The 25,679-nt window shown below is 63.9% G+C and carries 22 protein-coding genes and 2 pseudogenes; 12 read left to right on the plus strand and 12 right to left on the minus strand.

All coding sequences use genetic code 11. The annotated features are described in order from the left end of the window. The first annotated feature begins 17 nt into the window (after positions 1–17). From FQ775_RS21185 to FQ775_RS21205, 5 genes are all read left to right on the plus strand, one after another. On the plus strand, positions 18–1,226 hold the full coding sequence (locus FQ775_RS21185) for a CaiB/BaiF CoA transferase family protein (RefSeq protein ID WP_146300953.1): 1,209 nt from the start codon (positions 18–20) through the stop codon (positions 1,224–1,226). Continuing rightward, positions 1,142–4,654, plus strand: a complete 3,513-nt coding sequence (locus FQ775_RS21190) for an indolepyruvate ferredoxin oxidoreductase family protein (protein ID WP_246730207.1) — start codon at positions 1,142–1,144, stop codon at positions 4,652–4,654. Before FQ775_RS21185 ends, FQ775_RS21190 begins: the two co-directional genes overlap by 85 nt. Beyond that, the gene (locus tag FQ775_RS21195) at positions 4,651–5,400 is read left to right on the plus strand and encodes an electron transfer flavoprotein subunit beta/FixA family protein (protein WP_167813091.1); all 750 of its coding nucleotides are present in this window, start codon (positions 4,651–4,653) and stop codon (positions 5,398–5,400) included. The genes FQ775_RS21190 and FQ775_RS21195 overlap by 4 nt, the downstream gene beginning before the upstream one ends. 156 nt (positions 5,401–5,556) lie before the next feature. After that, the gene (locus FQ775_RS21200) at positions 5,557–6,486 is read left to right on the plus strand and encodes an electron transfer flavoprotein subunit alpha/FixB family protein (RefSeq protein ID WP_167813092.1); all 930 of its coding nucleotides are present in this window, start codon (positions 5,557–5,559) and stop codon (positions 6,484–6,486) included. A gap of 26 nt (positions 6,487–6,512) precedes the next feature. Further along, a complete protein-coding gene (locus FQ775_RS21205; RefSeq protein WP_167813093.1) occupies positions 6,513–6,677 on the plus strand; it encodes a hypothetical protein in 165 nt (54 codons plus the stop codon). A 54-nt stretch (positions 6,678–6,731) separates the two neighbouring features. Here the strand turns inward: FQ775_RS21205 and FQ775_RS21210 are convergent, their stop codons facing one another. The 3 genes from FQ775_RS21210 to FQ775_RS21220 form a co-directional block, all read right to left on the minus strand. Further along, the gene (locus FQ775_RS21210; protein ID WP_206064789.1) at positions 6,732–6,986 is read right to left on the minus strand and encodes a P27 family phage terminase small subunit; all 255 of its coding nucleotides are present in this window, start codon (positions 6,984–6,986) and stop codon (positions 6,732–6,734) included. 75 nt (positions 6,987–7,061) lie between these two features. Then, positions 7,062–8,309, minus strand: coding sequence for a site-specific DNA-methyltransferase (locus FQ775_RS21215; protein WP_167813095.1), 1,248 nt, complete (start codon positions 8,307–8,309; stop codon positions 7,062–7,064). A gap of 362 nt (positions 8,310–8,671) precedes the next feature. After that, entirely contained in the window at positions 8,672–9,394 is a 723-nt protein-coding gene (locus tag FQ775_RS21220) for a hypothetical protein (RefSeq protein WP_146297701.1), read from the minus strand. A 385-nt stretch (positions 9,395–9,779) separates the two neighbouring features. On the opposite strand from FQ775_RS21220, the gene FQ775_RS21225 reads away from it, so the two are divergent. The 7 genes and pseudogenes from FQ775_RS21225 to FQ775_RS24200 all read left to right on the plus strand — a co-directional run bounded on the left by FQ775_RS21225 (position 9,780) and on the right by FQ775_RS24200 (position 15,405). Further along, complete coding sequence (locus FQ775_RS21225; RefSeq protein ID WP_167813096.1) at positions 9,780–11,117, plus strand: phage/plasmid primase, P4 family; 1,338 nt, start codon at positions 9,780–9,782, stop codon at positions 11,115–11,117. A gap of 187 nt (positions 11,118–11,304) precedes the next feature. Beyond that, a complete protein-coding gene (locus FQ775_RS21230; RefSeq protein ID WP_167813097.1) occupies positions 11,305–11,802 on the plus strand; it encodes a DUF2924 domain-containing protein in 498 nt (165 codons plus the stop codon). Beyond that, positions 11,799–13,124: a recombinase family protein gene (locus tag FQ775_RS21235; RefSeq protein ID WP_146299939.1), complete on the plus strand. Its 1,326-nt coding sequence runs from the start codon at positions 11,799–11,801 to the stop codon at positions 13,122–13,124. The genes FQ775_RS21230 and FQ775_RS21235 overlap by 4 nt, the downstream gene beginning before the upstream one ends. Continuing rightward, the gene (locus tag FQ775_RS21240) at positions 13,121–13,507 is read left to right on the plus strand and encodes a hypothetical protein (protein WP_146299940.1); all 387 of its coding nucleotides are present in this window, start codon (positions 13,121–13,123) and stop codon (positions 13,505–13,507) included. Before FQ775_RS21235 ends, FQ775_RS21240 begins: the two co-directional genes overlap by 4 nt. A 168-nt stretch (positions 13,508–13,675) precedes the next feature. Next, the gene (locus tag FQ775_RS21245) at positions 13,676–13,954 is read left to right on the plus strand and encodes a hypothetical protein (RefSeq protein ID WP_146299941.1); all 279 of its coding nucleotides are present in this window, start codon (positions 13,676–13,678) and stop codon (positions 13,952–13,954) included. A gap of 130 nt (positions 13,955–14,084) precedes the next feature. Beyond that, a pseudogene (locus FQ775_RS21250) lies at positions 14,085–15,083 on the plus strand (TRAP transporter large permease); the annotation flags it as partial. A gap of 41 nt (positions 15,084–15,124) precedes the next feature. After that, positions 15,125–15,405: pseudogene (locus tag FQ775_RS24200) on the plus strand (trimeric intracellular cation channel family protein). A 186-nt stretch (positions 15,406–15,591) separates the two neighbouring features. Here the strand turns inward: FQ775_RS24200 and FQ775_RS21260 are convergent. The 9 genes from FQ775_RS21260 to FQ775_RS21300 all read right to left on the minus strand — a co-directional run bounded on the left by FQ775_RS21260 (position 15,592) and on the right by FQ775_RS21300 (position 25,647). Continuing rightward, the gene (locus tag FQ775_RS21260) at positions 15,592–16,521 is read right to left on the minus strand and encodes an ABC transporter permease (RefSeq protein WP_146299943.1); all 930 of its coding nucleotides are present in this window, start codon (positions 16,519–16,521) and stop codon (positions 15,592–15,594) included. Between the two features lie 4 nt (positions 16,522–16,525). Continuing rightward, entirely contained in the window at positions 16,526–17,551 is a 1,026-nt protein-coding gene (locus tag FQ775_RS21265) for an ABC transporter permease (protein WP_167813098.1), read from the minus strand. Next, on the minus strand, positions 17,545–19,113 hold the full coding sequence (locus FQ775_RS21270) for an ABC transporter ATP-binding protein (protein ID WP_146299945.1): 1,569 nt from the start codon (positions 19,111–19,113) through the stop codon (positions 17,545–17,547). The genes FQ775_RS21265 and FQ775_RS21270 overlap by 7 nt, the downstream gene beginning before the upstream one ends. Positions 19,114–19,120: 7 nt before the next feature. Continuing rightward, a complete protein-coding gene (locus FQ775_RS21275; RefSeq protein WP_146299946.1) occupies positions 19,121–20,077 on the minus strand; it encodes a BMP family protein in 957 nt (318 codons plus the stop codon). Positions 20,078–20,146: 69 nt separating this feature from the next. Further along, positions 20,147–20,812 (minus strand): isochorismatase family protein, encoded by a 666-nt coding sequence (locus tag FQ775_RS21280; protein ID WP_206064791.1) that lies wholly within the window; start codon positions 20,810–20,812, stop codon positions 20,147–20,149. A 15-nt stretch (positions 20,813–20,827) separates the two neighbouring features. Beyond that, on the minus strand, positions 20,828–21,433 hold the full coding sequence (locus FQ775_RS21285; protein ID WP_146299947.1) for a helix-turn-helix domain-containing protein: 606 nt from the start codon (positions 21,431–21,433) through the stop codon (positions 20,828–20,830). Between the two features lie 3 nt (positions 21,434–21,436). Beyond that, the gene (locus tag FQ775_RS21290; protein WP_146299948.1) at positions 21,437–21,727 is read right to left on the minus strand and encodes an acetone carboxylase subunit gamma; all 291 of its coding nucleotides are present in this window, start codon (positions 21,725–21,727) and stop codon (positions 21,437–21,439) included. Further along, complete coding sequence (locus tag FQ775_RS21295; protein ID WP_146299949.1) at positions 21,724–23,529, minus strand: hydantoinase B/oxoprolinase family protein; 1,806 nt, start codon at positions 23,527–23,529, stop codon at positions 21,724–21,726. The genes FQ775_RS21290 and FQ775_RS21295 overlap by 4 nt, the downstream gene beginning before the upstream one ends. Positions 23,530–23,532: 3 nt before the next feature. Then, positions 23,533–25,647 carry a hydantoinase/oxoprolinase family protein gene (locus tag FQ775_RS21300; protein WP_146299950.1) on the minus strand — a complete coding sequence of 705 codons (2,115 nt, stop codon included), beginning with the start codon at positions 25,645–25,647 and terminating at the stop codon, positions 23,533–23,535. Positions 25,648–25,679 lie beyond the last annotated feature (32 nt).

Below are 25,679 nucleotides of genomic sequence, written 5' to 3' on the forward strand. Positions count from 1 at the left end.
ACCTGAGCGGAGCCGACATGCTCGATAACATGAAGGTGCTGAGCTTCACGCATTTTGTGCAGGGGCCGGCCGCATCCCAATACCTGGCCGACATGGGGGCTGACGTCATCAAGGTCGAGCCTCTCAACGGCGCCTATGAACGAGGCTACGGTGCCGATTCCGTGTTCATCGACGGCCTGAGCGCGACTTTCTTTTCGGTCAATCGCAACAAGCGCTCCTTGTCGGTGGATCTGAAGAACCCGCGCGGCAAGGAAGTTGTCTATTCGCTCATACGCGAGGCGGACGTGGTTCTGGAAAACTACCGCGGCGGAGTCTTGGACCGTCTGGGCTTCGGCTACGAGGCGGTCAAGGCAGCAAAGCCTGACATCATCTATGCATCCGCTTCGGGTTGGGGTTCGTCAGGACCCATGGCCGAAGCCCCCGGACAAGATCTTCTGGTTCAGGCCCGCTGCGGCCTCATCTCGGTCACCGGGGATATGGAAACGGCGCCGACGGTCCCCGGTGTGCCGATCGTGGATCAGCATGGCGCCGCTTTGATGGCGATGGCGATCAGCGCAGCCTTCGCCCGCAAATTGTCGACCGGCGTCGGCACGCGCATCGAGTCCAATCTTCTCAACGCCGGTCTCGACCTGCAGGCCGAATCTATCGCCGCATATCACTCGGGACGGCGAGGAGCCGACCGCTTCCGCCGCGACCACCGGCTTGCCTCGTGGTTTCTACCCGCCCCCTACGGGGTCTTCCGCCTGGCCGACTGTCACGCCGTCATCAGTCTCGGCGGCGACATCGAGAAGTTCGCCGAGGCAATCGGTAACGCTGACCTGATTGCGCTGGCGGATGACCGCATGGCGAACCGCGATTCCTTCATGAAAATCCTCGGCGAGGAGCTGAAGGGCTGGACTTATGAGCGTCTCGACGCAGCGCTCGCGCCGCACGGGCTCTGGTACGAGCGCGTGCAGGACTACGACGCTATCCGCAATGATCCTCAGGTGGCGGAAAACCAGTGCTTTCAGGAGTTCGACATCGGAGCAAGCCGGGCAACCGTTCTCGCTCATCCCGTCCGCTACGATGGTGCGGCGCCCGCATTGCGCCGGATGCCTATCGACCTGGGCGGTGACACGCGGGAGGTGCTAGCCGAAGCTGGATGGAGCGCCGAGGAGATCGAGGCCATGGTCGAGCAAGGTGTTATCAACCCGGGGTCAGCGCGTCAGGCTGCGCGAAGCTCATGAACATTGCGCTCAGAGAGGTCTCGCTGAAGGACCGTTACGAACGGTCCTCCGGTACGCTCTTCCTGTCCGGAACGCAGGCACTGGTGCGGTTGTTGCTCACGCAACGTGAGCGCGACCGCAAGGCTGGCCTCAACACTGCGGGCTTCGTTTCGGGTTACCGCGGGTCGCCACTCGGCGGTTTTGACATGGAGCTCTGGAAGTGCCGCGACATACTGAAGGAGGCCTCGGTCGTCTTCGAGCCAGGCGTTAACGAGGACCTCGCGGCCACGGCAGTCTGGGGCACGCAGCAGATCGACAGCCTGCCTGGCAAGAACGTGGATGGCGTCTTCGCCCTCTGGTACGGCAAGGGGCCTGGCGTCGACAGGTCGGGGGACCCCTTCAAGCATGGCAACTATGCCGGAACGACCGAACAGGGGGGCGTCCTCGTCGTCTTCGGCGACGACCATCCGGGCAAGTCTTCGACGGTGGCACACCAAAGCGAGCAGGCACTCGCCGCGAATTCCATGCCGGTCCTCTATCCGTCGAACGTCCAGGAAATCATCGAGTACGGTCTCCACGGCTGGGCGCTTTCGCGCCATTCGGGCCTGTGGGTCGGCCTGAAGACGGTCAACGAAACGGTGGAGACCACGGCGACCGTAGAGGTCGCCGAGGGCGCGCCGCGCATCGTGACACCGAATTCCGCGGCCGACGGCGCCGACATACGCCCCCAGCCGGACTACAGCCCGCAGCGCGACGAGACGGTCGTCATGCGGCTGCGGTTGCCGCGCGTTCACGAATATGCGCGCGCCAATCACCTCGACGTCCGCACGCTTGGTCATTCAGGCGCCCGACTCGGCATCGTCACCTCGGGCAAGGCCCATGCCGATCTGGTGGATGGTCTCGCACTTCTCGGGATCGACGCAGAAAGGGCCGATGCCCTTGGCCTCTCCGTCTACAAGGTCGGGCTCATCTGGCCAATGGAGCCGACCGGTCTGGAGGCGTTTGCCGAAGGCTGCCAGGAGTTGTTGTTCATTGAGGAAAAGCGCGCCTTCCTCGAAGACCAGGCCGCGAAAATCTTGTACAACCGGCCGGCACGCCCCCGGCTTGCGGGCAAAACGGACGGCGCAGGCGGGGTGCTGCTGCCCGCTGACGTCCAGCTAGACCCGCTGACGGTCGCCACCGCACTCGTGGAGCGGCTGGAGGCCTGCGGCCTGGCGGACGACCAATTGCGTCAGGCACTGGCCGAGGCAACGCGAGTCGAGGCGGTGACCGTTCCGCCTGATCGTCCGAAGCGGATTCCCTACTTCTGCTCGGGCTGTCCGCACAATACCTCCACCCAGGTCCCCGAGGGCTCCTTCGCGATGTCGGGAATCGGTTGCCACTCGATGGCGATGTGGATGAATCGCGATACGCTGAAGCCGGTGCAGATGGGCGCCGAGGGAGCCAACTGGATCGGCCTCTCTCACTTCACCACCATGCGCCACGTCTTTCAGAACATGGGGGACGGCACCTATTCTCATTCCGGGCTCATGGCGATCCGCGCAGCGGTTCTCGCAGGCGTCAACATTACCTACAAGATCCTCGCCAACGATGCCGTTGCCATGACCGGGGGGCAGCCCGTGGAGGGCGCCTTGACGACCGAGCAGATCGTGCGCCAAGTCCTGGCGGAGGATGTGGCACGTGTCGTCGTGGTAACCGACGATCTTGAGCGCACCACCGTCGACGTCGCGGGTGTGGAGGTTGTCAAGCGCGACCAGCTGCTGCGCGTCCAAAAGGAACTGAGCCAGGTGGCGGGGACCACAGTTCTGGTCTATGAGCAGGTCTGCGCAGCTGAAAAGCGGCGCCGGCGCAAACGCAAGCTCATGCCGGACCCCGCAGCGCGGGTCTTCATCAATGAAGACGTCTGCGAGGGATGCGGAGACTGCTCCGTCCAGTCCAACTGCATGAGCATCTTGCCCAAAGAGACGGCGTTTGGACGCAAGCGGCGTATCGACCAGTCCTCCTGCAACAAGGACTTCTCCTGCGTCGAGGGATTCTGTCCGTCTTTCGTGGTGGTTGAGGGCGGCAGGCTGCGCAGGGATTCCGGTAAGCTTGACCGGAGCCGGCTTGCAGCCATCCCCGACGTCCCGGTCGCCGAATTCGACAATTGCAACGTGCTCATAACCGGTGTCGGCGGCACCGGTGTCGTCACCATCGGTAGCGTACTTGCGATGGCCGCAAATCTGGTGGGCAAGGGTGCCAGCAGCTACAACATGACCGGCCTGGCGCAGAAGGGCGGCGCCGTCTTCAGCCACCTGCGGCTGACGTCCTCTCCGGACGGCCTTCGCGGTTCGCAAATCGGTTCAGGCACCGCCGACCTCGTACTCGGCTGCGATTTGGTAACCGCCGCCGGAGCCGACGGGCTGAAGGCCTGCTCGCCTGCCAAGACCAAGGCGCTGCTCGGCGCGCAGCCTGCGCCGACCGCCGCTTTCCAGTCGAACCGAGACTACCGCATTGACGACAAGGCGCTCATCGCCGCTGTCCGGATGGCTTGCGACGAAGCCATCGCCGTCGACGCGGAGGAGGTTTCCGAGCGCCTGCTGGGTGACAAGATCGGCGCCAACATGTTCATGGTCGGCTATGCGTATCAGAAGGGCTGGCTGCCCTTGGCAAGCGAAGCCATCATCAAGGCGATCGAACTCAACGGCGCGGCCGTTCAGCTCAATCTTGACGCATTTGCGCTCGGGCGACTGGCCGTCGTGGAGCCCAACGCGGTGCGCCCCGACATCGAGGTCTCGGGCATACCCGATACCCTGGAAGGAATCATTGCGCACCGCAGCGCCCACCTGACCCGTTTCCAGAATATGCGCTGGGCGCGGCGCTACAAGGCACTTGTGGACAAGGTCCGGCTTGCAGAGCAACGTGTCGCACCGGGGTCGGAACGCCTGGCGCAGGCAGCGGCAATCAACCTTGCCAGACTGATGTCCTACAAGGACGAATACGAGGTCGCCCGCCTTTATGTCGACTCCGCCTGGAAGGCACGTCTGGCGCGGACATTCGAGGGGCAGGAACGCCTCTCTTTGTGGCTGGCGCCACCGCTGCTCGCCCGGATCGATAAGGAAACCGGCCGTCCGAAGAAGATGAAGTTTGGCCCCTGGATATTCCACGCCATGGCTGTCCTTTCGAAGCTGCGTTTCCTGCGGGGAACGAGGCTCGATCCATTCGGCTATTCGAGGGAGCGCCAGCAGGAAAGGGATCTCATCCGCAGCTACGAGGCGGACCTGGAAACACTCATCTCCAGTCTGACGGAGGCCAATCTCGATCTCGCTGTCGAGGTCGCGTCCGTGCCGGATGCCATTCGCGGCTTCGGACCCGTCAAGCAAAAGGCGATTGAAACGGCCGCTGCCGCTCGCGCGCGCCTGATGTCGAGGTTTGCCTCCCCGATAGTTGAAGAGGAAGTTGCCGCATGAAAGTCCTCGTTCCTGTTAAGCGGGTGATCGATGCGAACGTGAAGCCGCGGGTGAAGGCCGACGGCTCGGGCGTCGAGTTGGCGAATGTGAAGATGTCGATGAACCCGTTCGACGAGATTTCGGTCGAGGAAGCGATCCGTCTCAAGGAGGCCGGCAAGGTCGAGGAGATCGTGGCGGTTTCGATCGGCCCGCAGCAGGCTCAGGAGACGATCCGCACCGCGCTTGCCATGGGCGCCGACCGCGGCATCCTGGTCAAGACCGACGACTCGGTCGAACCGCTGGCGGTGGCCAATATCCTGAAGGGCATCGTGGACGAGGAAAAGCCCGAACTGGTGATCCTCGGCAAGCAGGCGATCGACGACGATTCCAACCAGACCGGACAGATGCTGGCTGCGCTTCTGGGTTGGGCGCAGGGGACGTTTGCCTCCAAGGTCGAGCTCGACGGCGGCAAGGCGAAAGTGACGCGCGAAGTCGACGGTGGCCTGCAGACGGTGGAACTGACGCTGCCGGCGGTGGTGACCACGGACCTGCGTCTGAACCAGCCGCGCTACGCCTCGCTGCCCAACATCATGAAGGCCAAGAAGAAGCCGCTCGACGAGAAGGCGCCGGGCGATTACGGCGTCGACACCGCGCCGCGGCTGAAGGTTCTCAAGACCGAGGAGCCGGGCGGCCGCAAGGCGGGCGTGAAGGTCAAGGACGTGGCCGAGCTCGTTGACAAGCTCAAGAACGAAGCCGGCGTGCTCTGAGGAATTCCGCCGGCCTGTAAGCGGCCGGCTTTTTTCGCTTCCGGTGCACACGTACCAAAGTACGCTCCGCTCCGGGTCTCGAATCCAGCCGCTTTCGGCACGATCTGACCGGAGTTCCGGCGTCCGGTGCCAGGGCGGCAAGCAAGGGAAAAGACCATGGCCACATTGCTGATTGCCGAACACGACAACGAAACCCTTTCCGACCAGACCGCCAAGGCGCTGTCGGCCGCGGCCGGGCTCGGCGGTGACGTCGACATCCTGGTCGCCGGCAAGGGCGCGAAGGGCGTCGCCGACGCCGCCGCAAAGCTTGCCGGCGTGCGCAAGGTGCTGCTGGCCGAGGCCGACGCGCTCGACCAGCGCCTGGCCGAGCCGCTGGCCGCGCTGATCGTGTCGCTTGCCGACGGCTACGACGCACTGGTGGCGCCGGCCACGACCATGGGCAAGAACGTGATGCCGCGCGCGGCCGCGTTGCTTGACGTCATGCAGGTCTCCGACATCATCGAGGTCGTCGACGCCAAGACCTTCAAGCGGCCGATCTATGCCGGCAACGCCATCCAGACAGTCGAGGCGAGCGACGCCAGGAAGGTGATCACGGTACGCACCGCCGCCTTCCAGGCCGCGGGCGAAGGCGGCTCGGCGTCGGTCGAGACCGTCGCCGCGGCCGATGATCCGGGCGTGTCGAGCTTCGTGGAGAACAAGCTGTCGGAAAGCGACCGCCCGGAGCTGACCTCGGCCAAGATCATCATCTCGGGCGGCCGTGCGCTCGGTTCGTCGGAGAAGTTCCAGGAGGTCATCCTTCCGGTCGCCGACAAGCTGGGCGCGGCCGTCGGCGCCAGCCGCGCCGCGGTCGATGCCGGCTATGCGCCCAACGACTGGCAGGTCGGCCAGACCGGCAAGGTCGTCGCGCCCGACCTCTACATCGCCTGCGGCATTTCCGGCGCCATCCAGCACCTGGCCGGCATGAAGGATTCCAAGGTCATCGTCGCCATCAACAAGGACGAGGAAGCGCCCATCTTCCAGGTCGCCGACTACGGCCTCGTCGCCGACCTCTTCCAGGCCCTGCCGGAACTCAACGGTAAGCTTTAGGTGGTCGGACACTTCGTAAGCGACCGATGCACGAGCGACTTTGCTTTGCGCTCTACCAAAGGCACAGGCTCCTGGAAACACCTGGCGCACGGCATCGCGGCTCGACTGACCGCCGCGAAATGACGATCCGCCGGCTCGACAAGGTCTATCACGTCGAGCGCGTGACCTCGCGTGACGTGGTCGGCGGGTGAGGGCGTCCGATCGTACAGTCGTTGGTGGCAAGTCGCTCCGGGCCAGCACTTTGCCTACGAGAAGAACTCGTCGTCCTCGGCTTCCAGGCCGCTGAACTCCCATGGCTTCGGGCCGAGGGGAGAGCTGGTGGTCACCCGGCTCCGGGATGACGGCGAGAGGCCGAGTTCACACATGAACTTGTGCATGAGCTCGACATTCTTGTTGGCGATCGCCAGCCAGGGAGAGGGCTGCACGTAGCCGGCAGGCGTCTTGAGCAGCGTCGGCGTTTCCTTCAGCCGTTTTTCGGCTTCCACCCAGCTCCCGGACACGCTTGATCCTGCAGTGGGCGTTCTTGGTCTCATCAATCCCTCTGGATGTTCCCTTGCTTGCGTCCGGCATTGGCATCAGCTTGCCTGCGCACCGCGTTCGGCAGCCACAGTCGCGAAGGACGCATCGCTGCCTTCCAGCATGGCCGTCTCGCCGGTGAAGGACTGCCAGCGCTTCACAGCCACATCGACATAGGCCGGGTCGAGCTCGATGGCATGGCAGCATCGCCCCGTCATCTCTGCGGCTATGATTGTCGTGCCGGATCCACTGAACGGCTCGTAGACGGCCTGACCGGGAGAGGAATTGTTCTCGATCGGCCGGCGCATGCACTCCACCGGCTTCTGCGTGCCATGGCCGCTGTCGTTCTTGCGGTGCGGTATCTGCCAGACGGTCGTCTGCTTGCGGTCGCCCTTCCAGTGGCCCTTCCTGCCCTTGCGCACAGCGTACCACGCCGGCTCATGTTGCCAGTGATAGTCCCCGCGGCCGATCACCAGGCGGGTCTTGTCCCATACGATCTGGGACCGGATCGCAAAGCCCGAGGCCTCGAGGCTTTCCGCCACGATCCCGGCGTGAAGGGCGCCGTGCCAGACATAGGCGACATCGCCTGGGAAGAGCGCCCAGGCCTCACGCCAGTCGGCGCGGTCGTCGTTGGCCACCTTGCCGGTCGCAAGCCCCTCGGCACCATTCAGCTTCCCGCGCCAGGCCGGATCGTAGTTGACGCCATAGGGAGGATCGGTGACCAGCAGGTGAGGGGAGACGCCACCCAGCAGGCGAGCCACATCCGCTTCACTGGTGGCATCACCGCAGATCAGACGATGGTTGCCGAGGACCCAGAGATCGCCGGGACGGCTCGCAGGCGTAGCGGGCGGGGCAGGGATGGCATCCGGATCGGTGAGGCCAGTCGTGCCGCGCGCAGTCAGCGCCGCGATCTCCTCCTCGCCGAACCCGGTCAGGGCCAGATCGAAGCCCAGGCTCTCCAGATCGCCGAACTCCAGCGCCAACAGCTCGTTGTCCCACCCGGCGTTGAGCGCCAGCCTGTTGTCGGCGATGACGTAGGCGCGCCTTTGTGCCTCGCTGAGACCTGCAAGCTCGATGACCGGAATCTGTGCCATGCCGAGCTTTCTCGCCGCCAGCAACCGTCCGTGGCCGGCAACGACCCCGTTCTCGCCGTCGACCAGGATGGGGTTGGTCCACCCGAACTCCCGGATGGATGCCGCGATCTCCGCCACCTGCGCCTCGGAATGAGTGCGCGCGTTGCGGGCGTACGGGATCAGTATGTCGAGGGGTCTGTAATCCAGCTGAAGAGAACGATCGCCTGTGGTCATGATTGCCCGGAGCACCTTGCAAGGAACAAAGCCGCATACTTCATTAATCGCATGATATATCGGTCACAACCATCTGTGAATCATGACATTTGACGTCATTCGTACGCGCCGCTACGCTCTCCTGCGACAGATCGGTCGGACTCGACTTTGCCCGCGAAACCAGGGACGCCGAAACCGCGGTTGAAGGTTTCGGCACAGACTCCGGATGATGACGGCAATGACGCTTGTGACGCTTCCGCCTTCCTATCACTTCGACAAGAAATGCTCGTCAGACGGATAACATCAGGCAAGCGTCACTAGCGTCACAAGTGTCAGTCACCCCTGAGGATCGCAACGTCGGAGGTGGTCTGTCTATGTGAGCGTCAGTCGCCACTCTTTTTCGGTCTGCGTCCTTTCCGCTTCCATGCCTCCGGGGCCAGCTCACGGCGCAACGCCTCTACGGCGCGCTTCGGGATGGCGCCGTGAAAGGCCTCGTTTGCCTCCTGATGGTCTTCTTCTCTGGAGGGTTGTCGCCCGGAGGATGCGCATTGTTCGACACGGTTGTTGTACCATTTGCGCAGCGCGGATGATGAGAAGCCCTTTGCCCTGTCCTTCTCGTCGCCAGCCTCGACATGTGCGGGGAAAATCAGGATCTGGGTGACCTCAACCCCCGGCCCGGATGCCGTCGCCCTCCTGATGTCGATCTCCAGGTCTCGCCAGCGATCGGCCCTGATGGCCTGTCGCGGAGCGTCGAGCGGAGCCTGGCTCGAATATCCACGAGCAATCACCTCTCCACGCAAGAGCTTTCCCAAGAGTTCGGCTCTCAGATCGAGGAGTCGAAGACGAAACCTCGCATGATTCCTCTGGAACTCGAGGGTCTCTGCGGCGTCCCACATTGGATCGATATTCGCCTCGTCGCCATAGCCAGCGAGGTCCAGCTCATAGGCCATCTCTGCAAGACGGGGACGGACGAAATGAAACAAGGCTTCCCACGGGGGTACACCATCAGCCGGGTCCATGCGTTCCCAAATCGGGCGCGGATCACGCTCGAAGAACTCGTCCTCCGATTCGTCGGCTACCCAGGGTTTGCGGTGCTTTCCAGTCAATGGCTTCGACCCATGCACTGGTGACTCTATGGCCGAATTTGCGCGCCCGTGCTTGCAATTCCGGGACCTGTCGTAAACCGCGCGTGAATAAATCGGCCATTGGTGGCCGGTTTTTGGGTTCGTGGCGAATGCCGGCAGTCTGTGCGCATGAACGGCGGCACGAGGCAACGAACATCATGACATCGCATCTCGACGAACACGGCCTGGCGCAGAGATGGCACCTAAGCACCAGAACGCTTCAGCGCTGGCGCCAGATCGGAACCGGACCGGCTTATCTGCGGTTGGGAGGGCGCATCGCCTACGATCTGTCGGACGTCCTTGCGTTCGAACGGAAATGTCGGGTCCTGCCGTTCACGACCGAGCATTCGGAACGAGGCGATGCCTGATGGGACGGCGATCTGACAATCAGCTGTCGAATGGTGCCCCGGCTCTCAGCGACGATGCACTGGCTCTGGAATTCGCCCAGGCCCAGGAGGATTACATCAGGCTGATCCCCGAGACCGGATCATGGATGGTTTGGAACGGCGTGTGCTGGCGTCCCGATCGCAACACGGTTCGGGAAACCATCCGCCGGGTGTGTCGAGAAGCGGCCGCCGAAGCCGAAGACAGGAATGTCGCCATGCGGCTTGCCTCCGCCGCCAAAGTGACGGCGGTCGAAGCCCTTGCCCGGTCGGACAGCCGTCTCGTTGCCCGCGCTGAGCGCTGGGACAGCGATCCATGGCAACTCAACACGTTGGCCGGTATCATCGACCTGCAGACCGGCCAATTGGAAGCACATGATCCGCAGCGGTCGATGACGAAGCTCGCAGGGGCTGTGCCGGGCGGTGCGGCGCCGCGTTGGGAGCGGTTTCTGGGACAGATTACCGAGGCCGACAACGACCTGGCGGCCTATCTCCAGCGGGTTGCTGGCTACTGCTTGACGGGTTCGACCCGTGAGCATGCGATGTTTTTCCTGCTCGGACGAGGAGCCAACGGCAAATCCGTCTTTACGAGCGTCCTGAGCGCACTTCTCGGCGACTATGCCTCGACGGCGGCGACCGACCTGCTCACGGCGACTCATCTAGCTCGTCATCCGACAGAACTGGCGCATCTGCAGGGCCAACGCCTGGTCCTTGTGCCCGAGGTAGAGCGACGTGTCCGCTTCGCTGAAAACCGCCTCAAGGCGCTGACCGGCGGCGACCAGATCGCCGCGCGCTTCATGCGCCAGGACTTCTTCACCTATGTGCCTCAGTTCAAGCTGATGGTCACAGGCAATCAGTTGCCGCTCCTGGATGGTGTCGACGAGGCCGTAAGACGGAGGCTTCAGATCATTCCATTCAGAAAGGTCGTTCCAATGGTGGAGCGGAACCCGTCATTGATCGACGATCTGCTACATGAGCGCGACGGCATATTCAGTTGGGCGATCGAAGGCTGTCGCGAGTGGTTTCGCCAGGGATTGAACCCACCGGCGGCCGTTAATGAACTCGCGCGGTTCTATCTGGATAACCAGGATGCGATCGGCCGTTTCATTGCCGACCGTTGCGAGGTCGATGCAAGCCTCTCAGTCGGCAGTACGACGCTCTTCAAGAGCTGGCTGAAATGGGCCGACGAGGCAGGCGAACAGGCAAGCACACAGCGGGCGTTCGTCCAGGAATTGCAGTCCCGAGGCCACCCGCCAGCCCGTAGCGCCACGCAGCGCCTCATCCGCGGGCTAGCGTTGAGAGAGCAGGGGGACCTGGCGTGAATCCGCTTCATCCCCGCTATATGTCGACAAGGGAACGTCTTGCTGTCCTTGCAGCCATCCTTGCTCTCGGCCTGATCCGGCTGAGGCTTCGACAGTCAAGCGAACTATCTGGCGATGATGCAGACAAGTCGCTTCACTTCGGCGCCCGGGAGAGCGTGTGTCGGGACGACCGCAAGGGAGAGTTCCGATGACAACAGTCTCCACGAACGACGCGACCGGCAGGGGAGGCCGCCATGACGATCCGGCCGTTCTTGCCCGCCTGGCCGCGCTCAAGGCGGCAACGGCGCCCGAACTGAAGGCGCAGTGGCGAGACTTGTTCGACAGCGAACCGCCGCCGTTCAACCGCCGCTACCTGGAAAGCCGGCTCGCCTACCGCATCCAGGAATTGGCCTATGGAGGGTTGAGGCCCGAGACGATCCGCCGGCTGGAGCGGCTGGGAGAGGAACTGGACGGCGGCGACCGCAAAAAGCGCAGCCTGCGCGCCGACCGCGACCGACCGATCACCGGCACGCGGTTGCTGCGGGAATGGCAAGGTGAAGAACAGGTCGTCACAGTGACCGCTGACGGCTTCGAATGGCAGGGGCGGCCCTACAAGTCGCTGTCGGCGATCGCGCGGGCCATCACTGGCACGCGCTGGAACGGGTGGGTGTTCTTCGGCCTCAAGAACCACAGGGCGCGGACATGACGAAGCTCTCGGAGAACCAGAAGATCGTGCGCAAGCAGCGGTGTGCCATCTACACGCGCAAATCCTCCGAGGAAGGGCTGGAACAGGAGTTCAACTCGCTGCACGCCCAGCGCGAGGCGTGCGAGGCCTTCATTGCCAGCCAGCGGTCGGAGCGCTGGGTGTTGGTCCGTGATCAGTACGATGATGGCGGCATCTCCGGCGGTACGCTCGACCGCCCCGGTCTGCAGCGCCTGTTGGAGGATATCGAGGACGGACTGGTTGACGTGGTGGTGGTCTACAAGATCGACCGCCTCAGTCGGTCGCTCGCCGACTTCGCCAAGCTGGTCGAGGTGTTCGACCGCAACGGCGTGACCTTCGTCTCGGTCACACAGAGCTTCAACACGACGACGTCCATGGGCCGGCTGACGCTGAACATCCTGCTCAGCTTCGCCCAGTTCGAGCGCGAGGTGACGGCCGAGCGCATTCGCGACAAGTTTGCCGCCAGCCGCAAGAAGGGCATGTGGATGGGTGGGATGCCGCCCTACGGCTACCACGCCCTGAACCGGAAACTGGTCATCGACGACGAAGCCGCCGCGCATGTCCGCTGGATCTTCGCCCGCTTCCTCGAGATCGGCTCGGGCACGGAACTGGCCCGCGAGGTTGCTCAGCGCGGCATCCGGACGACCCGAGGCAACCGGATCGACAAGAAATACATCTACCGGATGCTGAACAACCGCGCCTATATCGGCGAGGCGGTCCACAAGGGCGACAGCTATCCCGGCGAGCACGACGCGATCATCGACCGCGAGACGTGGGACCGCGTCCACGCCATCCTCCAGGAAAGCCCCCGTAAACGCGCCGCGCGCACCCGCGCCGAGACGCCCGCACTTTTGAAGGGCCTGCTGTTCGGGCCCGATGGTGCCGCCTTCTCGCCAACGCACACGCGTAAGGGCGGCAAGCTCTACCGCTACTATGTCAGCCAAACGGTGCTGAAGCACGGCGCCGGATCCTGCCCGGTCGGCCGCGTGCCAGCAGGGGAGATCGAGTCCGCGGTCATCGACCAGCTCCGTGCAGTATTCCGCCAGCCGGAGATCGTGGCAGGGACGTGGAAAGCTGCACGCGTCCACGCCGACGGCATCACCGAATCCGACGCCCGCGCGGCCCTGCAGCAGCTCGATCCGCTATGGGACGAACTGTTCCCCGCCGAGCAGGCCCGCATCGTGACGTTGCTGGTCGAGCGCGTCGATATCGGCACTGACGGGCTCAGCGTCCGCCTGCGCGTCGACGGGCTCGGCGGCCTAACGCGCGAAATGCTGACAGCCGACATCGGAGAGGCCGCATGAACCACGGCGCGCCCATCCCCGAGACAGTGACTCTTCATGTCCCGTTCCGCATCGTGAAGCGCGGCGGGCGGAAAGAGATGCAGATGCCCGAGGGCACCACGCAACCGCGGCGGACGGACAACACGCTGGTCAAGGCGTTGGCCCGCGCGTTCCGCTGGAAACGGATGCTGGAGTCGGGCGAGTTCGCCACCATCGCCGACCTGGCCGAGCGTGAGGGGATCGCGCCCTCCTACGTGACCCGCGTCCTGCGACTGACGCTGCTCGCGCCAGATATCGTCGAGGCGATCCTCGACGGCAGGCAGGGACCGGAGGTGACGCTGGCGCTGGAGCCGTTTCCGGTGGAGTGGGCAGCCCAATCGCACCATTTCGAGATTATCTCCTGAAGCCGCCGTTGTTGAACTGCGGAACGATGCTCGGAATTGAGCCCGAAGCTGGAATTACTCCAAACGTATCGCACGCAGATCCCCTGTGTGTCGTGAACATGGGTCGGGGAGTTTGCCGGGGCAGTTGATCGAACATCTGGGGTTCCAAGAGGTGCACCACTTGCCTTCATGGCCGTTCCGACTCCGCTTCCCGCGGTGCGCTGGTGGAGCATCCTGATCGGCGTCGCTGTGGCCGTAATTCTGGCCGTCGTTGCCTGGCTCTTTTTCAATCAGGCCGCCAACGCACAAGCAATCCGCGAGGTCAGCCAGGCGCTCCGAATCCCGCGGGCACCGCTCTACGTATACTTCGGCCTCTCCGCCGCACTTTCGGCGGTGATGGCCCTCGTGACCATTCCTTTGGGCCGGCTACACACCGGCGGGACAGAGCATATGGAGGACGCGCTGTGATTGTCGGCTCCATGGCCATGGCAACGGCGATTGTGCTAGCCTTCCTCCGCGTACCTCTGGCGTTCGCGCTTCTCGGCGCCTCGGTCGTCGGCATCGGGCTTGCGATCAACTTTAAGACCGCCTTCGCGGCGGGCTGGCACTCTCGACCATGGCCGCGTGCTCAGGCTTCGCCGCGGTCTCCGGCTCGTCCTACGCCACTGCGGCGACGATGGCCAAGGTGGCCTACCCGTCGATGAAAAAATACGGCTACTCGGACTCCTTGGCCGCGGGAACCATCGCGGCGGGCGGCACGCTGGGCATCTTGATCCCGCCGTCAATCATTATGGTGGTCTACGGCATCCTGACCCAGACCAACCTTGGCCACCTGTTTATCGCCGGTGTGATCCCGGGGCTCCTCGGCCTTGCCATGTATATGCTGGCCGTGCGCATCGTCGCGGGGCTCAACCCCGAGCACGCGCCGAGGGGCGAGCCCGTGGCCTGGCACAACAAGATCCGGGCGCTTGCGGGCGTCTGGCCCTTCGTCCTGCTGTTCGGGCTCATCATAGGCGGCCTCTACGGCAAGTTGTTCACCCCCACCGAGGCCGCCGGCATGAGCGCGGGACTCGCGATCCTGATCGCCTTCGCAACCCGTCGCCTCACGCTCAAGGTGTTGCGCGAGGTCATCATCGAGACCGCCTACACGTCGGTGGCACTCTACACGGTACTGTTCGGCGCGTTGATGCTGTCGAAACTGCTCAACATGTCGGGGCTGGCGTCGGACGTCCTCGAGATGGTGCAGGCCACCGGGATCGAGGGGGTGTCGCTGATCTTCGTTATCCTGCTCGTTTTCCTCGTGCTCGGCTGCGTGATGGATTCGATGGCGATCATTCTGATCTTCGTGCCGCTGTTCGCGCCTATTGTTGTCGCCCAGGGCTTCGACCTCGTCTGGTTCGGCATCGTCGTCGTCGTCGCAACCGAGATCGCGATGATCACCCCGCCGATCGGGATGAATGTGTTTGTTCTCAAGGCCGTGCTGCCTAATGTGAAGATCCAGCAAATTTTCACCGGGCTCGTCCCCTTCATCGCGGCCGACGTCGTCCGCCTCGCGATCCTCGTGTTGTTCCCGGCAATCTCACTCTGGCTCGGCTAGACGATCCGATGAGCCTGGCCGGCCTGCTCCGTGGGGCAGACATGTGCGGGACGGGGGCATTCGCGGTGGTAGGAGCCCTCGTGGCCTTGCGAAAAGAGATGGACGTTTTCGTCTTCATGTGGCTCGGCGCTCGACCGGCATCGGCGGCGGCACCCTGCGTGACCTCCTGCTCGGGAGCGATGTCTGCTGGGTCATCGACCCCAGGTCGCTTACCCTGTCCGTTGGTATGCATTTCGTCGCGAGTCTGGTCATGACGCGCCGGCGCTGGATCCTCTACCTCGACGCCTCGGGCTTTCGGTCGCCGCGGTCGTGGGATCGCTGAAGGCGCTCGAACTCGGCGATGCGGGGTTGGTCGCCGTGGTGATGGGGCTGTTCAGCGGTACGGCGGGAGGCATTTTCCCGCGATACGATCAGGAACAAGCCGAGCGTCATCCTGAGGCGCGAGATTTACATGACCGCAGCGACCGTTCACGTGCCAAAACAAATCGCAGTTTCGGGCCGATAGGCCCTAGCTATGGCGGGTGAACGGTGTTCCAAGCGCCGCCGGCATGCCGTTTCGCCCGGATCCGAACGCAAGCGCCACGATAGCCAACATGTAGGGGACTATGACGAAGAACTGGTATGGCACCATGGGCAGAACCGACTGGATCCGGATTTGTGACGCGTCGGCGATGCCGAAGACCAACGCCACGGCCACCGCAAGCCAGGGCTTCCAGCGCGCAAAGACGACACAGGCGATCGCCAGGAAGCCGCGCCCGGCCGTCATATTCTCGACGAAGCCCCACAGATGAGCCGTCGACAGAAACGCGCCGGCCGCACCCGCGAAAGCCCCACCGACCGTCACGCAGGCGAGCCGTATGCGGTCGACGTCGATGCCGGCGGCTGCGGCAGCGACCGGATACTCGCCGGCGGCCTTGATCATGATGCCGAGGCGCGTGGCACGGAACATCCAGGCCATGAGGGCTGCCGCGACCAGGGTGAGATACACGAGCGCATGCTGCCCGAACAGGACGGCCCCCACCACCGGAAGATCGGACAGGCCGAACAGATCGAGCGGCCGGAAGCCGGGAACGGCGACCGGCGACCCCGACATGCCGATGGTGAGACGATAGCCGTAGCCGGACAGGCCCATGCCGAGGAACAGGAGCGCGATGCCCGTGACGATCTGCTCGACCTTCAGGATGACCGAAAAATAGGCGTGCAGGGCACCCATCGCCGCGCCGCAGAAGATCGCGCCGGCCAGGCCGATCCAGGGGCTTTGCGTCTGCACTGCCATGAGGACGGCGACGAAGGCGCCGACCAGCATGATGCCCTCCAGGCCGACATTGATGACGCCGGACCGTTGTGCGAGCGTCTCGCCAAGCGCAGCCAGGGCGATTGGCGCCGCCAGCCGGATACCCGCCGCCAGAAGGGCGCTGACGAAAACCGCTTCATCCATCGGCCTATACCTCCTTCGCGCGTCCGGAGCGGATTGCAATGGTCGAGCCGGCGAGGAAGACGAGAATGATCGCCGACTCGATGATGTTGATCATGGGAAACGGGACCATCCCCTTCTGCGCGACCGAGCCGAGGCCGGCATAGAGCAGCGAAAAGCCGAGCGCCGATACCGGCACGAGCAGGGGATTAAGCCGGGCGACGAGGGCGACGGCAATCGCGCTGATGCCGAAACCCGGCGCGAAGCCTTCCTGCAGTCGTCCATAGACGCCCGAGATCTCCACCGCACCGGCGAGGCCGGCCAGGCCGCCGGAAATAGCCAAGACGATACCAGCGACTCCCGACGGGCTGATTCCGGCGTAATGGGCGGCATCGGGATTCTGGCCGACTACGGCAAGTTTGAAGCCGAAGCGGCCGCGCGCGACGACTGCCGCGGACAGCGCTACCACGATCACGACGACGATCAGCCCGGCATGAATGCGCGTGCCTTCAAACAAGACGGGCAGCCGCAGCGATGCGTCGATCGGATCGCTACGGGGGATGATGCGCATCTTTTCCTGCATTGGGCCGCGCACCAGCCAGGACAGTATCTGGATAGCGACATAGTTCAGCATGATCGTGCTGATGATCTCGTTGCCGCCGAAGCGCGCCTTGATCACGCCGGCCACCCCGCCCCAAAACGCGCCGCCGGCGAGTCCGATCACCAGAAAGGCGAGCATGCCGACCGGGCCGCCTGGCAGCCATGGCGCCAATGCGACGGCGGCTACGCTGCCGGCGATGAGTTGTCCGTCCATGCCGATGTTGAAGATGCGCGCGCGGAACGCCAGGGCGATGCCGAGCCCCATGATCGTCAGCGGGATAGCTCGCAGCAATGCCTCAAGGAAGCCGGCATTCGTCAGCAATGCGCGCTGCACCACACTGCCCGCGAGTGCGAGAGGGTCCGCGCCCGCCAGCAGGATGGCGCCGACCACGAGCAGGAGCGCGAACCCGATCGCTGCGAAGGCTGGCAGTTTTCGGCTAGCGGCGGTCACCATGGCATCTCCTCCTGGCCGGCGATCCATGCGCCGAGCTGGTTGCGGCTCACGGACTCGCATGGCGCAGGTCCGAAAACGCGCCCGCCGGAAAACACGATCAGCCTGTCCGCTATGGCCATGATTTCGTCTATGTCGGACGACTGGACCAGCACCGCCATCCCTTCGGCGCGCGCCCGGTCCAGGCTGCGGTGGACGAACCTTATGGTCTTGATGTCGAGGCCGCGCGAGGGATGCGCGGCCAGGAGCACCTTGGGCGCATAGTCGAGTTCGCGTGCCAGCACCATCTTCTGCTGGTTGCCGCCGGACAGGGTGCGCATCGGCGCCGTCGGACCGGGTGCGCGAACCTCGAATTCCGACAGGCGCTGCGCCACCAGATCAGAAAGCCGTCCTGCGCGAAGTAAGCCCCACCTGAAGAGGCCCGGCCGTTCCTGGTTTCCCAACAGATAGTTCTGCATCAGGGTCATCTGCGCGACGATGCCGAAGCGCCTGCGATCTTCGGGAATATGGCTGACGCCCCGACGCCTGAGGAGAGCCGGGCTCCAGGACCCGGCTTCGGTGCTCTCGCCAAGACATTCGACCACTCCCGCCGACGGCCTCTCCATTCCGGCAAGGCATCGCATGAATTCGCTCTGCCCGTTGCCATCGACGCCGGCGAGCGCGACGATCTCGCCGGCATGCAGGTCAAGCGTCAGGCCGGAGACGGCCAGCGACCCGTTGGGCCTGCGCAAGGTCAGGTCCCGCGCCGAACAGAGCGCCTCGGCAACCTCCGTCGTCCGGGGTGCACGGCCGAAGCCCTTTACGATGGCTTCGGCTTCCTGAACATCACTGGCGCCCACCATGTGGCCCACGATCGCCGCCGGGGTCAGCGCTTCGACATCCGCCTGCGCGACCACGCTTCCGGCCTTCATGATTACAGCCCGGTCGGCAACGGCGAAAATGTCCTCCAGCTTGTGGGTGATGAGGATCACGGAGGTGCCGTGTTCCCTGAGCCGTCGGATGGTGTCGAACAGATGGCGCTTGTCGTCGGCGCCGAGCACTGCGGTGGGTTCGTCGAGGATCAGTAGCTTGACGCGATGCATCATCGCCTTGACGATTTCGATGCGCTGCTGCTGCGCCACATCGAGACTGTCGATCCTGCGGTCAAGTTCGATGTCGAAGCCGAGCGCGCCGGAGACTTCCGCCACGCGCCGCGCAAGGCCCGCCCGGTCGAGACGCCCGCGGCCGAGTTCGCCCAGTTGGAGGGCGATGTTGTCGAGACCCGACAGCGTCGGCACCAGCATGTAATGCTGGTGTACCGTGCCGATGCCCGCCTCGACCGAAGCCAAGGGGGAGTTGAGGCGGGCGGGTATGCCCTCCAGCAGGATCGTCCCCTCGTCCGGCTCGATCAGGCCCGAAAGCATATTGACGATCGTGGACTTGCCGGCGCCGTTCTCGCCAGCCAGGGCCACGATCTCTCCACGCCTCACGGAGAGGTCGACCAAGCGGTTGGCCACGACAGAGGCGAAGCGCTTGGATACACCGCGAAGCGCGATGAACGCGTCATCAGGGGAGGGGACGCTCATCGATCGATCAAGGCAGGTCGGTGATTCGGCCTTCGGCAATATCAGTCACCAGCGCGTCGATCTTGGCCTTGTCCTCGGCGGAGATCTTGTTTTCGAAACCGCGAAGAGGCGCCAAGCCGATGCCGTTCTCCTTGAGGCCGAGGACGTAGGTCTGCGGCTTCAGCGTCCCCTCGATGAACCTGCCGACGGCCAGATCGATGTTGACGTCCATGTTGATGAGAGCGGTTGTGATGATGGTATCGGGAGCCATGGCGGCACTGTCGAAGGCGGTGCCGATGGCGCTGACATTGGCCTTCTGCGCGGCCTGGATCGTACCCATCACATTTTCGTTGCCGGTAGAGGTGACCACGTCGGCGCCCTGCTCGATCAACGATGTCGTGATCTCGGCGCCGCGGGCAATGTCGCTGAACGAGCCCACATAGGCCGACAGGACCTGCACCTCCGGGCGAAAGTACTTCGCCCCACGCTCGAAGCCGAGATTATACTGCTCGATCACTGGCACCGGGATCGCGCCGACATGCCCGATCTTGCCGCTCTTCGAATAAAGGGCGGCGACTGCGCCGGCCATGTAGCCTGCATCTCCCCAGCGATTGTCGAACGAGGCGACGTTTGGTTCGGCCGCAACCTGGGCGGTGTTCACCACGAAGAACGTCTGGGGATACTCGGCATGGATCGCCATAACCGGCTCCGCGAACTGGAAGCCGTGCCCGATGACCATGTCATAGCCCTCTTCGGCATAGGACCGCAGCACATCCTGGATCTGGGCAAAATCGGTGTTTTCGCGCACCACCACTTCGATATCGTATTTCTCCTTCGCCGCCTCGATGCCCTTGCTGGCGGCGGAATTGAAGGTGCCATCGGTGATTGGGCCCGGCAGCACCAAGGCCACGCGCTTGGTGTCGGCGTGGGCCGCCGAAAGCAGCGTGACCATCGCCAGGGCTGTTGTCGCAAGAAGCTTCGTCATGGTTGTTCTCCTCCCGTTGGATGAAATGTTCTGGTCATTACCTGCAGGAACCTGATGGCTGTGCCGTCGTCAGATCCGTTGCAGGATCTCGTCCGCGGACATCACGTCTCCGAACTGCTGGATGACGTTTTCAAGCGCGGCGCGGTGCTCCTCCTCCGAGAGCGCAGCGGTACCATCCGAAACCATGACGACCTTGAAATCCAGCATCATGGCGTCCCGGGCTGTGGATTCACAGCAGATGTTCGTTTTCGTGCCACAGATCAGTAGCGTGTCGATGTCTAGGCTCCGCAGGATTCTCTCCAGCTGCGAGGAGCCGGGGATGAGCGCGCTGTAGCGGTTCTTGAGCAGCTTGATGTCCTCGTCCGAGGTCTGCAGTTCGTGCCAGATGTCCTGGCCCGAGCCGTCAGGCGACAGACTCTCGATGGTACTCGAGCGGATGTCGTCGGCCACAAAATGATCGAAGAAGTTGCGCCAGTCGCTGCTGTCGTCGACGCCAACATTGGCGTGCGTGCACCAGATGATCTTGCCGCCCGCCTTGCGCAGGCCCGCAGCCAGTCGGTTGATCGCGCCGATGATTGTGCGCGAGGCGGGAACTTCCGCCGGCGCGCCCGGCTCGCAGAACGTCTTCTGCATGTCTATCACGACGAGCGCGGTGCGCTTCGCTTCGAGCGTATCGAACAAATGCAGCCGTCCACGTCTTGCGATCACGCGGTCGATGATATGCTGGCTGATCATGTCGATTGTTCCTTTCTAAAATGAGAGGCCGTCGGAGAAGATCCAGAGGACTTCAGCCGGTTCGTCGCTTCTGTTCATCCAGCGATGCGGCACATGAGATTTGAAATGCAGGGAATCGCCGCTGCTGAGGACGAACCCCTCGCCGTCAATGTCGTAGTCCAGGGTGCCGGACAGGATGTGCGCCATCTCGTCGCCCGGATGGGTCATGTATTCCTTGCCGGAATGCGCGCCCGGACTGATGGTGCCGATGCGCGCCTCGAGCAGTCCGGGCACGAAGCCGATGTTCAGGTCCTCCAGGATCAGCGCCATTTCCGGAAAGCTGCTGCGGCCCCGTTGCGAGCGTCGCACGATCGCATATCGGGCATGGCGTGCCCGGGCGCGGTCGACCAGGAACCCGAGATTGGCGTCCAGCGCCGACGCGAGATTGATCGCATTGACCAAGCTCGGATTGAGCAGGCCGTTCTCAATCTTGCTGATGGTGCTGGATGGCACGCTCGCCAGAGCCGCAAGCTGTGCGATGCTGAAACCCTTCTCGTGGCGCAGTTCGCGCAGGCGCGATCCAAGCGTCCCAGCCGGTCCGGCTGGGTGCACCTGCGCGTTCGGGCTTCGGGCACGGGCCACGGGCTACTCCGACAGCCGGTCGAACAGGAAGGGCTCGCCCCGCAGCGCCACTTCGCTGTCTAGCGAAGCGCCGCACGAAGCGCAGAAGAACCTCCGCAGCACAACGTCCTCTCCGGCGCTGCCGAAGGCAGACCCGCCGGCCTGACGCAGCGGCATTTCCTGCAGGACAGCATGCTCCTTCCACACGGCCTCAGTTGCGCAGATCGGCGTCGAGCATGCGCGGCAGGCCACCACACGGCCTTTGCTGCCGGCCATGCTCACCAGCGTCGGGGACCAGGATCTGACTTTGTTCATAACATGGCCTCCTTGGCGATACGATCAGCCTTCATCTTGCCGCGAAGCGCGGTCGTGGCGGCGAGATCGACTTCATTGTCGTCGGAGAGGACGACCCCGTAGGCCGTCCGTGCCGCTTCCACGCTGACCAGCGATTCGGCAACGTCCGCCAGCACGCGCTCCGGTTCGCGGTCGAGCGGGTCGCCATAACCGCCGCCGCCGTTCCAGCGCACGTAGAGCGCATCTTCGCCCATCAGCGGGAAGACGCCCCATGACACGGCATGCGATGCGCCCGGCAGCCGCACGTCGTCGCCGGCCGCCTTCTCCTCACCGCTCTTGGCCCACCTGTAGCTGTTGGGTGCGCCGGGATAGCCGCCCGCCAGCCCGTCGCTCATCGGGTGACGGTCGCCCTTGCCGGAGATCACGTAGTGGAGACCGCCGTCGGGAGCCTTGTGCGGCACGATCGCCAATTCGCCGCCGGTGCCGCCGCGCCAGCGGCCGGGCCCTCCGGAATCCGGCATGCGCTTGCGGAACAGGTAGCGGACAGGGAAGCTCGCCTCGACCGTTTCGACATTGGCCATGCGCGAGATCGGATTGGGTACCTCGCCGCCGATCTCGACCCCGTCGGCGAACGAACTCGCGCCGCCGGCGCCGGCGAATGTCTCGGTGAGGATGCCGATCGACTGGCCGCCTTTCTGGTTGCGCCCGAACTTGAAGATCGCGAAGTGGTTGGCATGCCAGACGGCCGTCGCCTGGTCGCGATACCTGTCGCTGGACGCCAACATCTTGCCGATGGTCGAGCAGGCCGCATTGTTCACCGACTGAATCGCGCCGACCGTCGCCACGGAAACCGGCGCGGGCCGCGTGCAGTTCACGATCGTGCCCTCGGGCGCGATCATCTCCACCAGCCGTATGATTCCTTCGTTCCAGGTGATGTCGTAGCACAGCAGCGGAAACAGCGGCGCGAACAGCCCGCCCAGTGCCGCCCAGCGCGTGCAGTTGATGGAGTGCCGGCTCTGCTTGCTCGAGCCGGAGAAGTCGAAAATCAGACGGTCAGCCTTCTTGGTCATGGTCAGGCGGACCGCTGCGGTCTCGCCCTGGACATCGAGATACTGGCGCGACTGCCATGAGCCGTCCGGCAGCTCCAACAGGCGGGAGCGGAAAAGCTCCTCGGACTGGCGGATGAGCGCCGCCCCGGCCTCCTCCACTGTGTCGGCCCCGTATCTCGCGATAAGCGCCTGCATCCGCTCGCGCGCCACGTTGTTGCAGGCGATCATGGAGCGCAGGTCGAGCATCACCATTTCCGGCGAACGCACCATGTTGAGGAGCGTGTCGACCACGTCCTGCACCATTTCGCCCTGATCGACGATCTTCATGCCAGGCGAAGAGAATCCCTCGGTGAAGATGTCGGTCGATTGCGGGCTGAAGCCGCCCGGATTCATGGCGCCGATGTCGTAGACATGGACGAAGCAGGCGCTCCAGGCGACCAGCTTCCCGTCGAAGTGGATCGGCGCGACCAGGTAGATGTCGGACGTGTGGAGCGCCGCCGTATAAGGATCGTTGAGCAGGAAGACGTCGCCTTCACGGATGCGGTCGCCAAAGCGCCGTATGATCGCCTTGCACGCTTCGGCCGCGCTGGTCAGGTGGTGCAGGAAGCCGACGCCGCCCATGAGCAGCGATCCGTCCGCGCCGTAGAGCGACACCATGAGGTCGTGGCCTTCATTGGTGATCGCGCTTCCCGACACATGCTTCAGCGTGATGACCGCTTCATCGACGATGCGGAACAGCCGATGGCGGATGATGGAAAACGTCATCGGGTCCATCTGTCAGCGCTCCATTTCCAGCACGATGTTCTTGTATCCGTCCATTCGGGCGGTCTGCCTCTCCTGGACGGCGATGGTGGTAATCGGGGTGTGGATCACGGCCGGACCGCTCAGCCTGTTGCCCGGCTCCAGCCGTTCGAAATCATAGATCGCCCCCTCGGCAAGGTCGCCCTGCCGCTCCACGAAGATGCGGCGCGTGCCGATCTTGGCGCGGCTGGCATCGGCCCCTCCCTCGGCGATGCGAGGCAGTTGCGGACGGTTCAGCCTTCCGCGTGCCGTCAGGCGGAACATAGTCATCTCGATGCCTGCCTCGCGGTAGGCAGAGCCTCGGCCGAACTTGCGCTCATAGAGGCTTTCGAAGTCGGCGATCAGGGACTTGAGGCCGGCCGCGTCGAGCGGGGTACACGAGCGCACCGGCGTCGTAACTTCGTGCACCTGCCGGCGGTACCGGAAGTCGACTGACCAGTTCATCGAGATCGCTTCCCTCGAAAAGCCTTCAGAGGCGAGCTGCCGGGCGGCGCGCTCCGCGATCGGAGCGAAGATGGCGTTGATTTCTTCGGGCTCGACCTCCGCCGGCAAGGTCCTTGTTACAGAGTATTCGTGGCGAACATCGGCCGTCACAAGTCCGAAGGCACAGTTGACAGAGGCGGTGTAAGGGATGACGATCCGCCTCACCGACAGTTCCTCCCCGAACGCCGAGGCCAACATGCCGCAGGTGCCGCCGAACGAGTGGAGCACGAAATCTCGCGGATCGAGGCCGCGTTCCACGGTGATCTTGCGGATAAGGTCGGTGATCTGTGCCGACGCGATACGATAGATTCCGATCGCCGCCTCTTCGACAGAGACACTCAGCGGGTCTGCGATCTTCTTCTTGAAGATGCGCCGCGTGGAGTCCGCGTCGAGCGCCATGCTGCCGCGCAGAAAGTGGCCCGATTCCATGTAGCCGATCAGCATCATGACGTCGGTCAGCGTCGGCTCCGTCCCGCCGAGCCCATAGCAGATAGGACCGGGCCGCGAACCCGCCGACTGCGGCCCGACGGACGGCAGGCGCGTCTTCGGGTCGAGTCCAATGATGCTTCCTCCACCGGCACCAATTGAAACAACGTCGATCTTCGGGGCGACGTAGTGGAAGCGGTCGACCATCGGCTCGCGGGCATAATCGAGTTCGCCGTTCTGGATGACGCCGACCTTGAAGGTGGTGCCGCCCATGTCCGCGGCGATGATGTCTTCGTCGCCTATCATGTCGCCGAGGAACTTGGCGCCGATGACGCCCGCCGCCGGTCCGCATTCGATCATGCCGACGGCGCGCACGGCAGCCTCGTCGATCGGCAGTAGCCCACCATAGCCCTGCATGACCATGGTCTGGCCGCCATAGCCGTTCTTTGCCAGAAGGCTTTCCAAATCATTGAGGTAATCACGCGTCACGCGGCCTGCATAGGCATTGATGACGGTTGTCGACGTACGCTCATACTCCCCAGGCACCGGGGCGATGTCGCTCGACAGCGTGACATAGGTTCCGGGCGCGACCTCGTTCACCAACTCGCGGATGGTCCGTTCGTGCTGCGGATTGAAGAACGACCAAAGCAGCGCAACCGCAATCGCCTCGACCTTCTGGTCCTCGACCAGATGCCGGATCGCTTTCCTGGCGCCTTCGACATCGAGCGCCTCGATGATGTCTCCGTCGCAATCGACGCGCTCCTTCACGCCCACGATCGCGTCCCAGCCTAGCAGGGCGGGCGCCCTGCTCGTCTTGACGGGGTTCTTGATCCCCTCCTCGGTGAGGCCCGACCAGCGTCCGTAGGCCCCTCGCGTCACCAGCAGCGTGTCCTCGAACCCGGCGGTGGCGATCAGCCCGGTGCGCGTCCCTTCCCGCGTGAAGACGGTGTTGTCCACCACCGTCGAGCCGTGAATGAAAAGCGTCGTGTTCTCGAGGATGTGATTGAGGCTCAGATGCATTGCATCGGTCGCCGTGCGAATCGAGTTCAACACGCCGGTCGCGAAATCGGGCGGCGTCGAGAGCGCTTTTCCAATGTGAATCTCGCCTGCCGAGGACACCACGATCGTGTCGGTACAGGTACCGCCGACATCGGTCGCCACGAGATAGGTGGTTTGGTTCATGCTGGCCTATTCCCCTTCACTGTGATGCGCCG

It is taken from the genome of Nitratireductor mangrovi (assembly GCF_007922615.2).
In the GTDB taxonomy this organism is placed as follows: domain Bacteria; phylum Pseudomonadota; class Alphaproteobacteria; order Rhizobiales; family Rhizobiaceae; genus Mangrovimarina; species Mangrovimarina mangrovi.

Coding starts and splice junctions, on each gene's coding strand:
- FQ775_RS21195 (WP_167813091.1), top strand. CDS start 4,651: ATGAAAGTCCTCGTTCCTGTTAAGCGGGTGATCGATGCGAACGTGAAG.
- FQ775_RS21290 (WP_146299948.1), bottom strand. CDS start 21,727: ATGAACAAAGTCAGATCCTGGTCCCCGACGCTGGTGAGCATGGCCGGC.
- FQ775_RS21270 (WP_146299945.1), bottom strand. CDS start 19,113: ATGAGCGTCCCCTCCCCTGATGACGCGTTCATCGCGCTTCGCGGTGTA.
- FQ775_RS21260 (WP_146299943.1), bottom strand. CDS start 16,521: ATGGATGAAGCGGTTTTCGTCAGCGCCCTTCTGGCGGCGGGTATCCGG.
- FQ775_RS21205 (WP_167813093.1), top strand. CDS start 6,513: ATGCACGAGCGACTTTGCTTTGCGCTCTACCAAAGGCACAGGCTCCTG.
- FQ775_RS21225 (WP_167813096.1), top strand. CDS start 9,780: ATGGGACGGCGATCTGACAATCAGCTGTCGAATGGTGCCCCGGCTCTC.
- FQ775_RS21215 (WP_167813095.1), bottom strand. CDS start 8,309: ATGACCACAGGCGATCGTTCTCTTCAGCTGGATTACAGACCCCTCGAC.
- FQ775_RS21190 (WP_246730207.1), top strand. CDS start 1,142: ATGGAGCGCCGAGGAGATCGAGGCCATGGTCGAGCAAGGTGTTATCAA.
- FQ775_RS21200 (WP_167813092.1), top strand. CDS start 5,557: ATGGCCACATTGCTGATTGCCGAACACGACAACGAAACCCTTTCCGAC.
- FQ775_RS21235 (WP_146299939.1), top strand. CDS start 11,799: ATGACGAAGCTCTCGGAGAACCAGAAGATCGTGCGCAAGCAGCGGTGT.
- FQ775_RS21265 (WP_167813098.1), bottom strand. CDS start 17,551: ATGGTGACCGCCGCTAGCCGAAAACTGCCAGCCTTCGCAGCGATCGGG.
- FQ775_RS21295 (WP_146299949.1), bottom strand. CDS start 23,529: ATGGACCCGATGACGTTTTCCATCATCCGCCATCGGCTGTTCCGCATC.
- FQ775_RS21185 (WP_146300953.1), top strand. CDS start 18: ATGCTCGATAACATGAAGGTGCTGAGCTTCACGCATTTTGTGCAGGGG.
- FQ775_RS21280 (WP_206064791.1), bottom strand. CDS start 20,812: ATGATCAGCCAGCATATCATCGACCGCGTGATCGCAAGACGTGGACGG.
- FQ775_RS21230 (WP_167813097.1), top strand. CDS start 11,305: ATGACAACAGTCTCCACGAACGACGCGACCGGCAGGGGAGGCCGCCAT.
- FQ775_RS21300 (WP_146299950.1), bottom strand. CDS start 25,647: ATGAACCAAACCACCTATCTCGTGGCGACCGATGTCGGCGGTACCTGT.
- FQ775_RS21245 (WP_146299941.1), top strand. CDS start 13,676: ATGGCCGTTCCGACTCCGCTTCCCGCGGTGCGCTGGTGGAGCATCCTG.
- FQ775_RS21275 (WP_146299946.1), bottom strand. CDS start 20,077: ATGACGAAGCTTCTTGCGACAACAGCCCTGGCGATGGTCACGCTGCTT.
- FQ775_RS21240 (WP_146299940.1), top strand. CDS start 13,121: ATGAACCACGGCGCGCCCATCCCCGAGACAGTGACTCTTCATGTCCCG.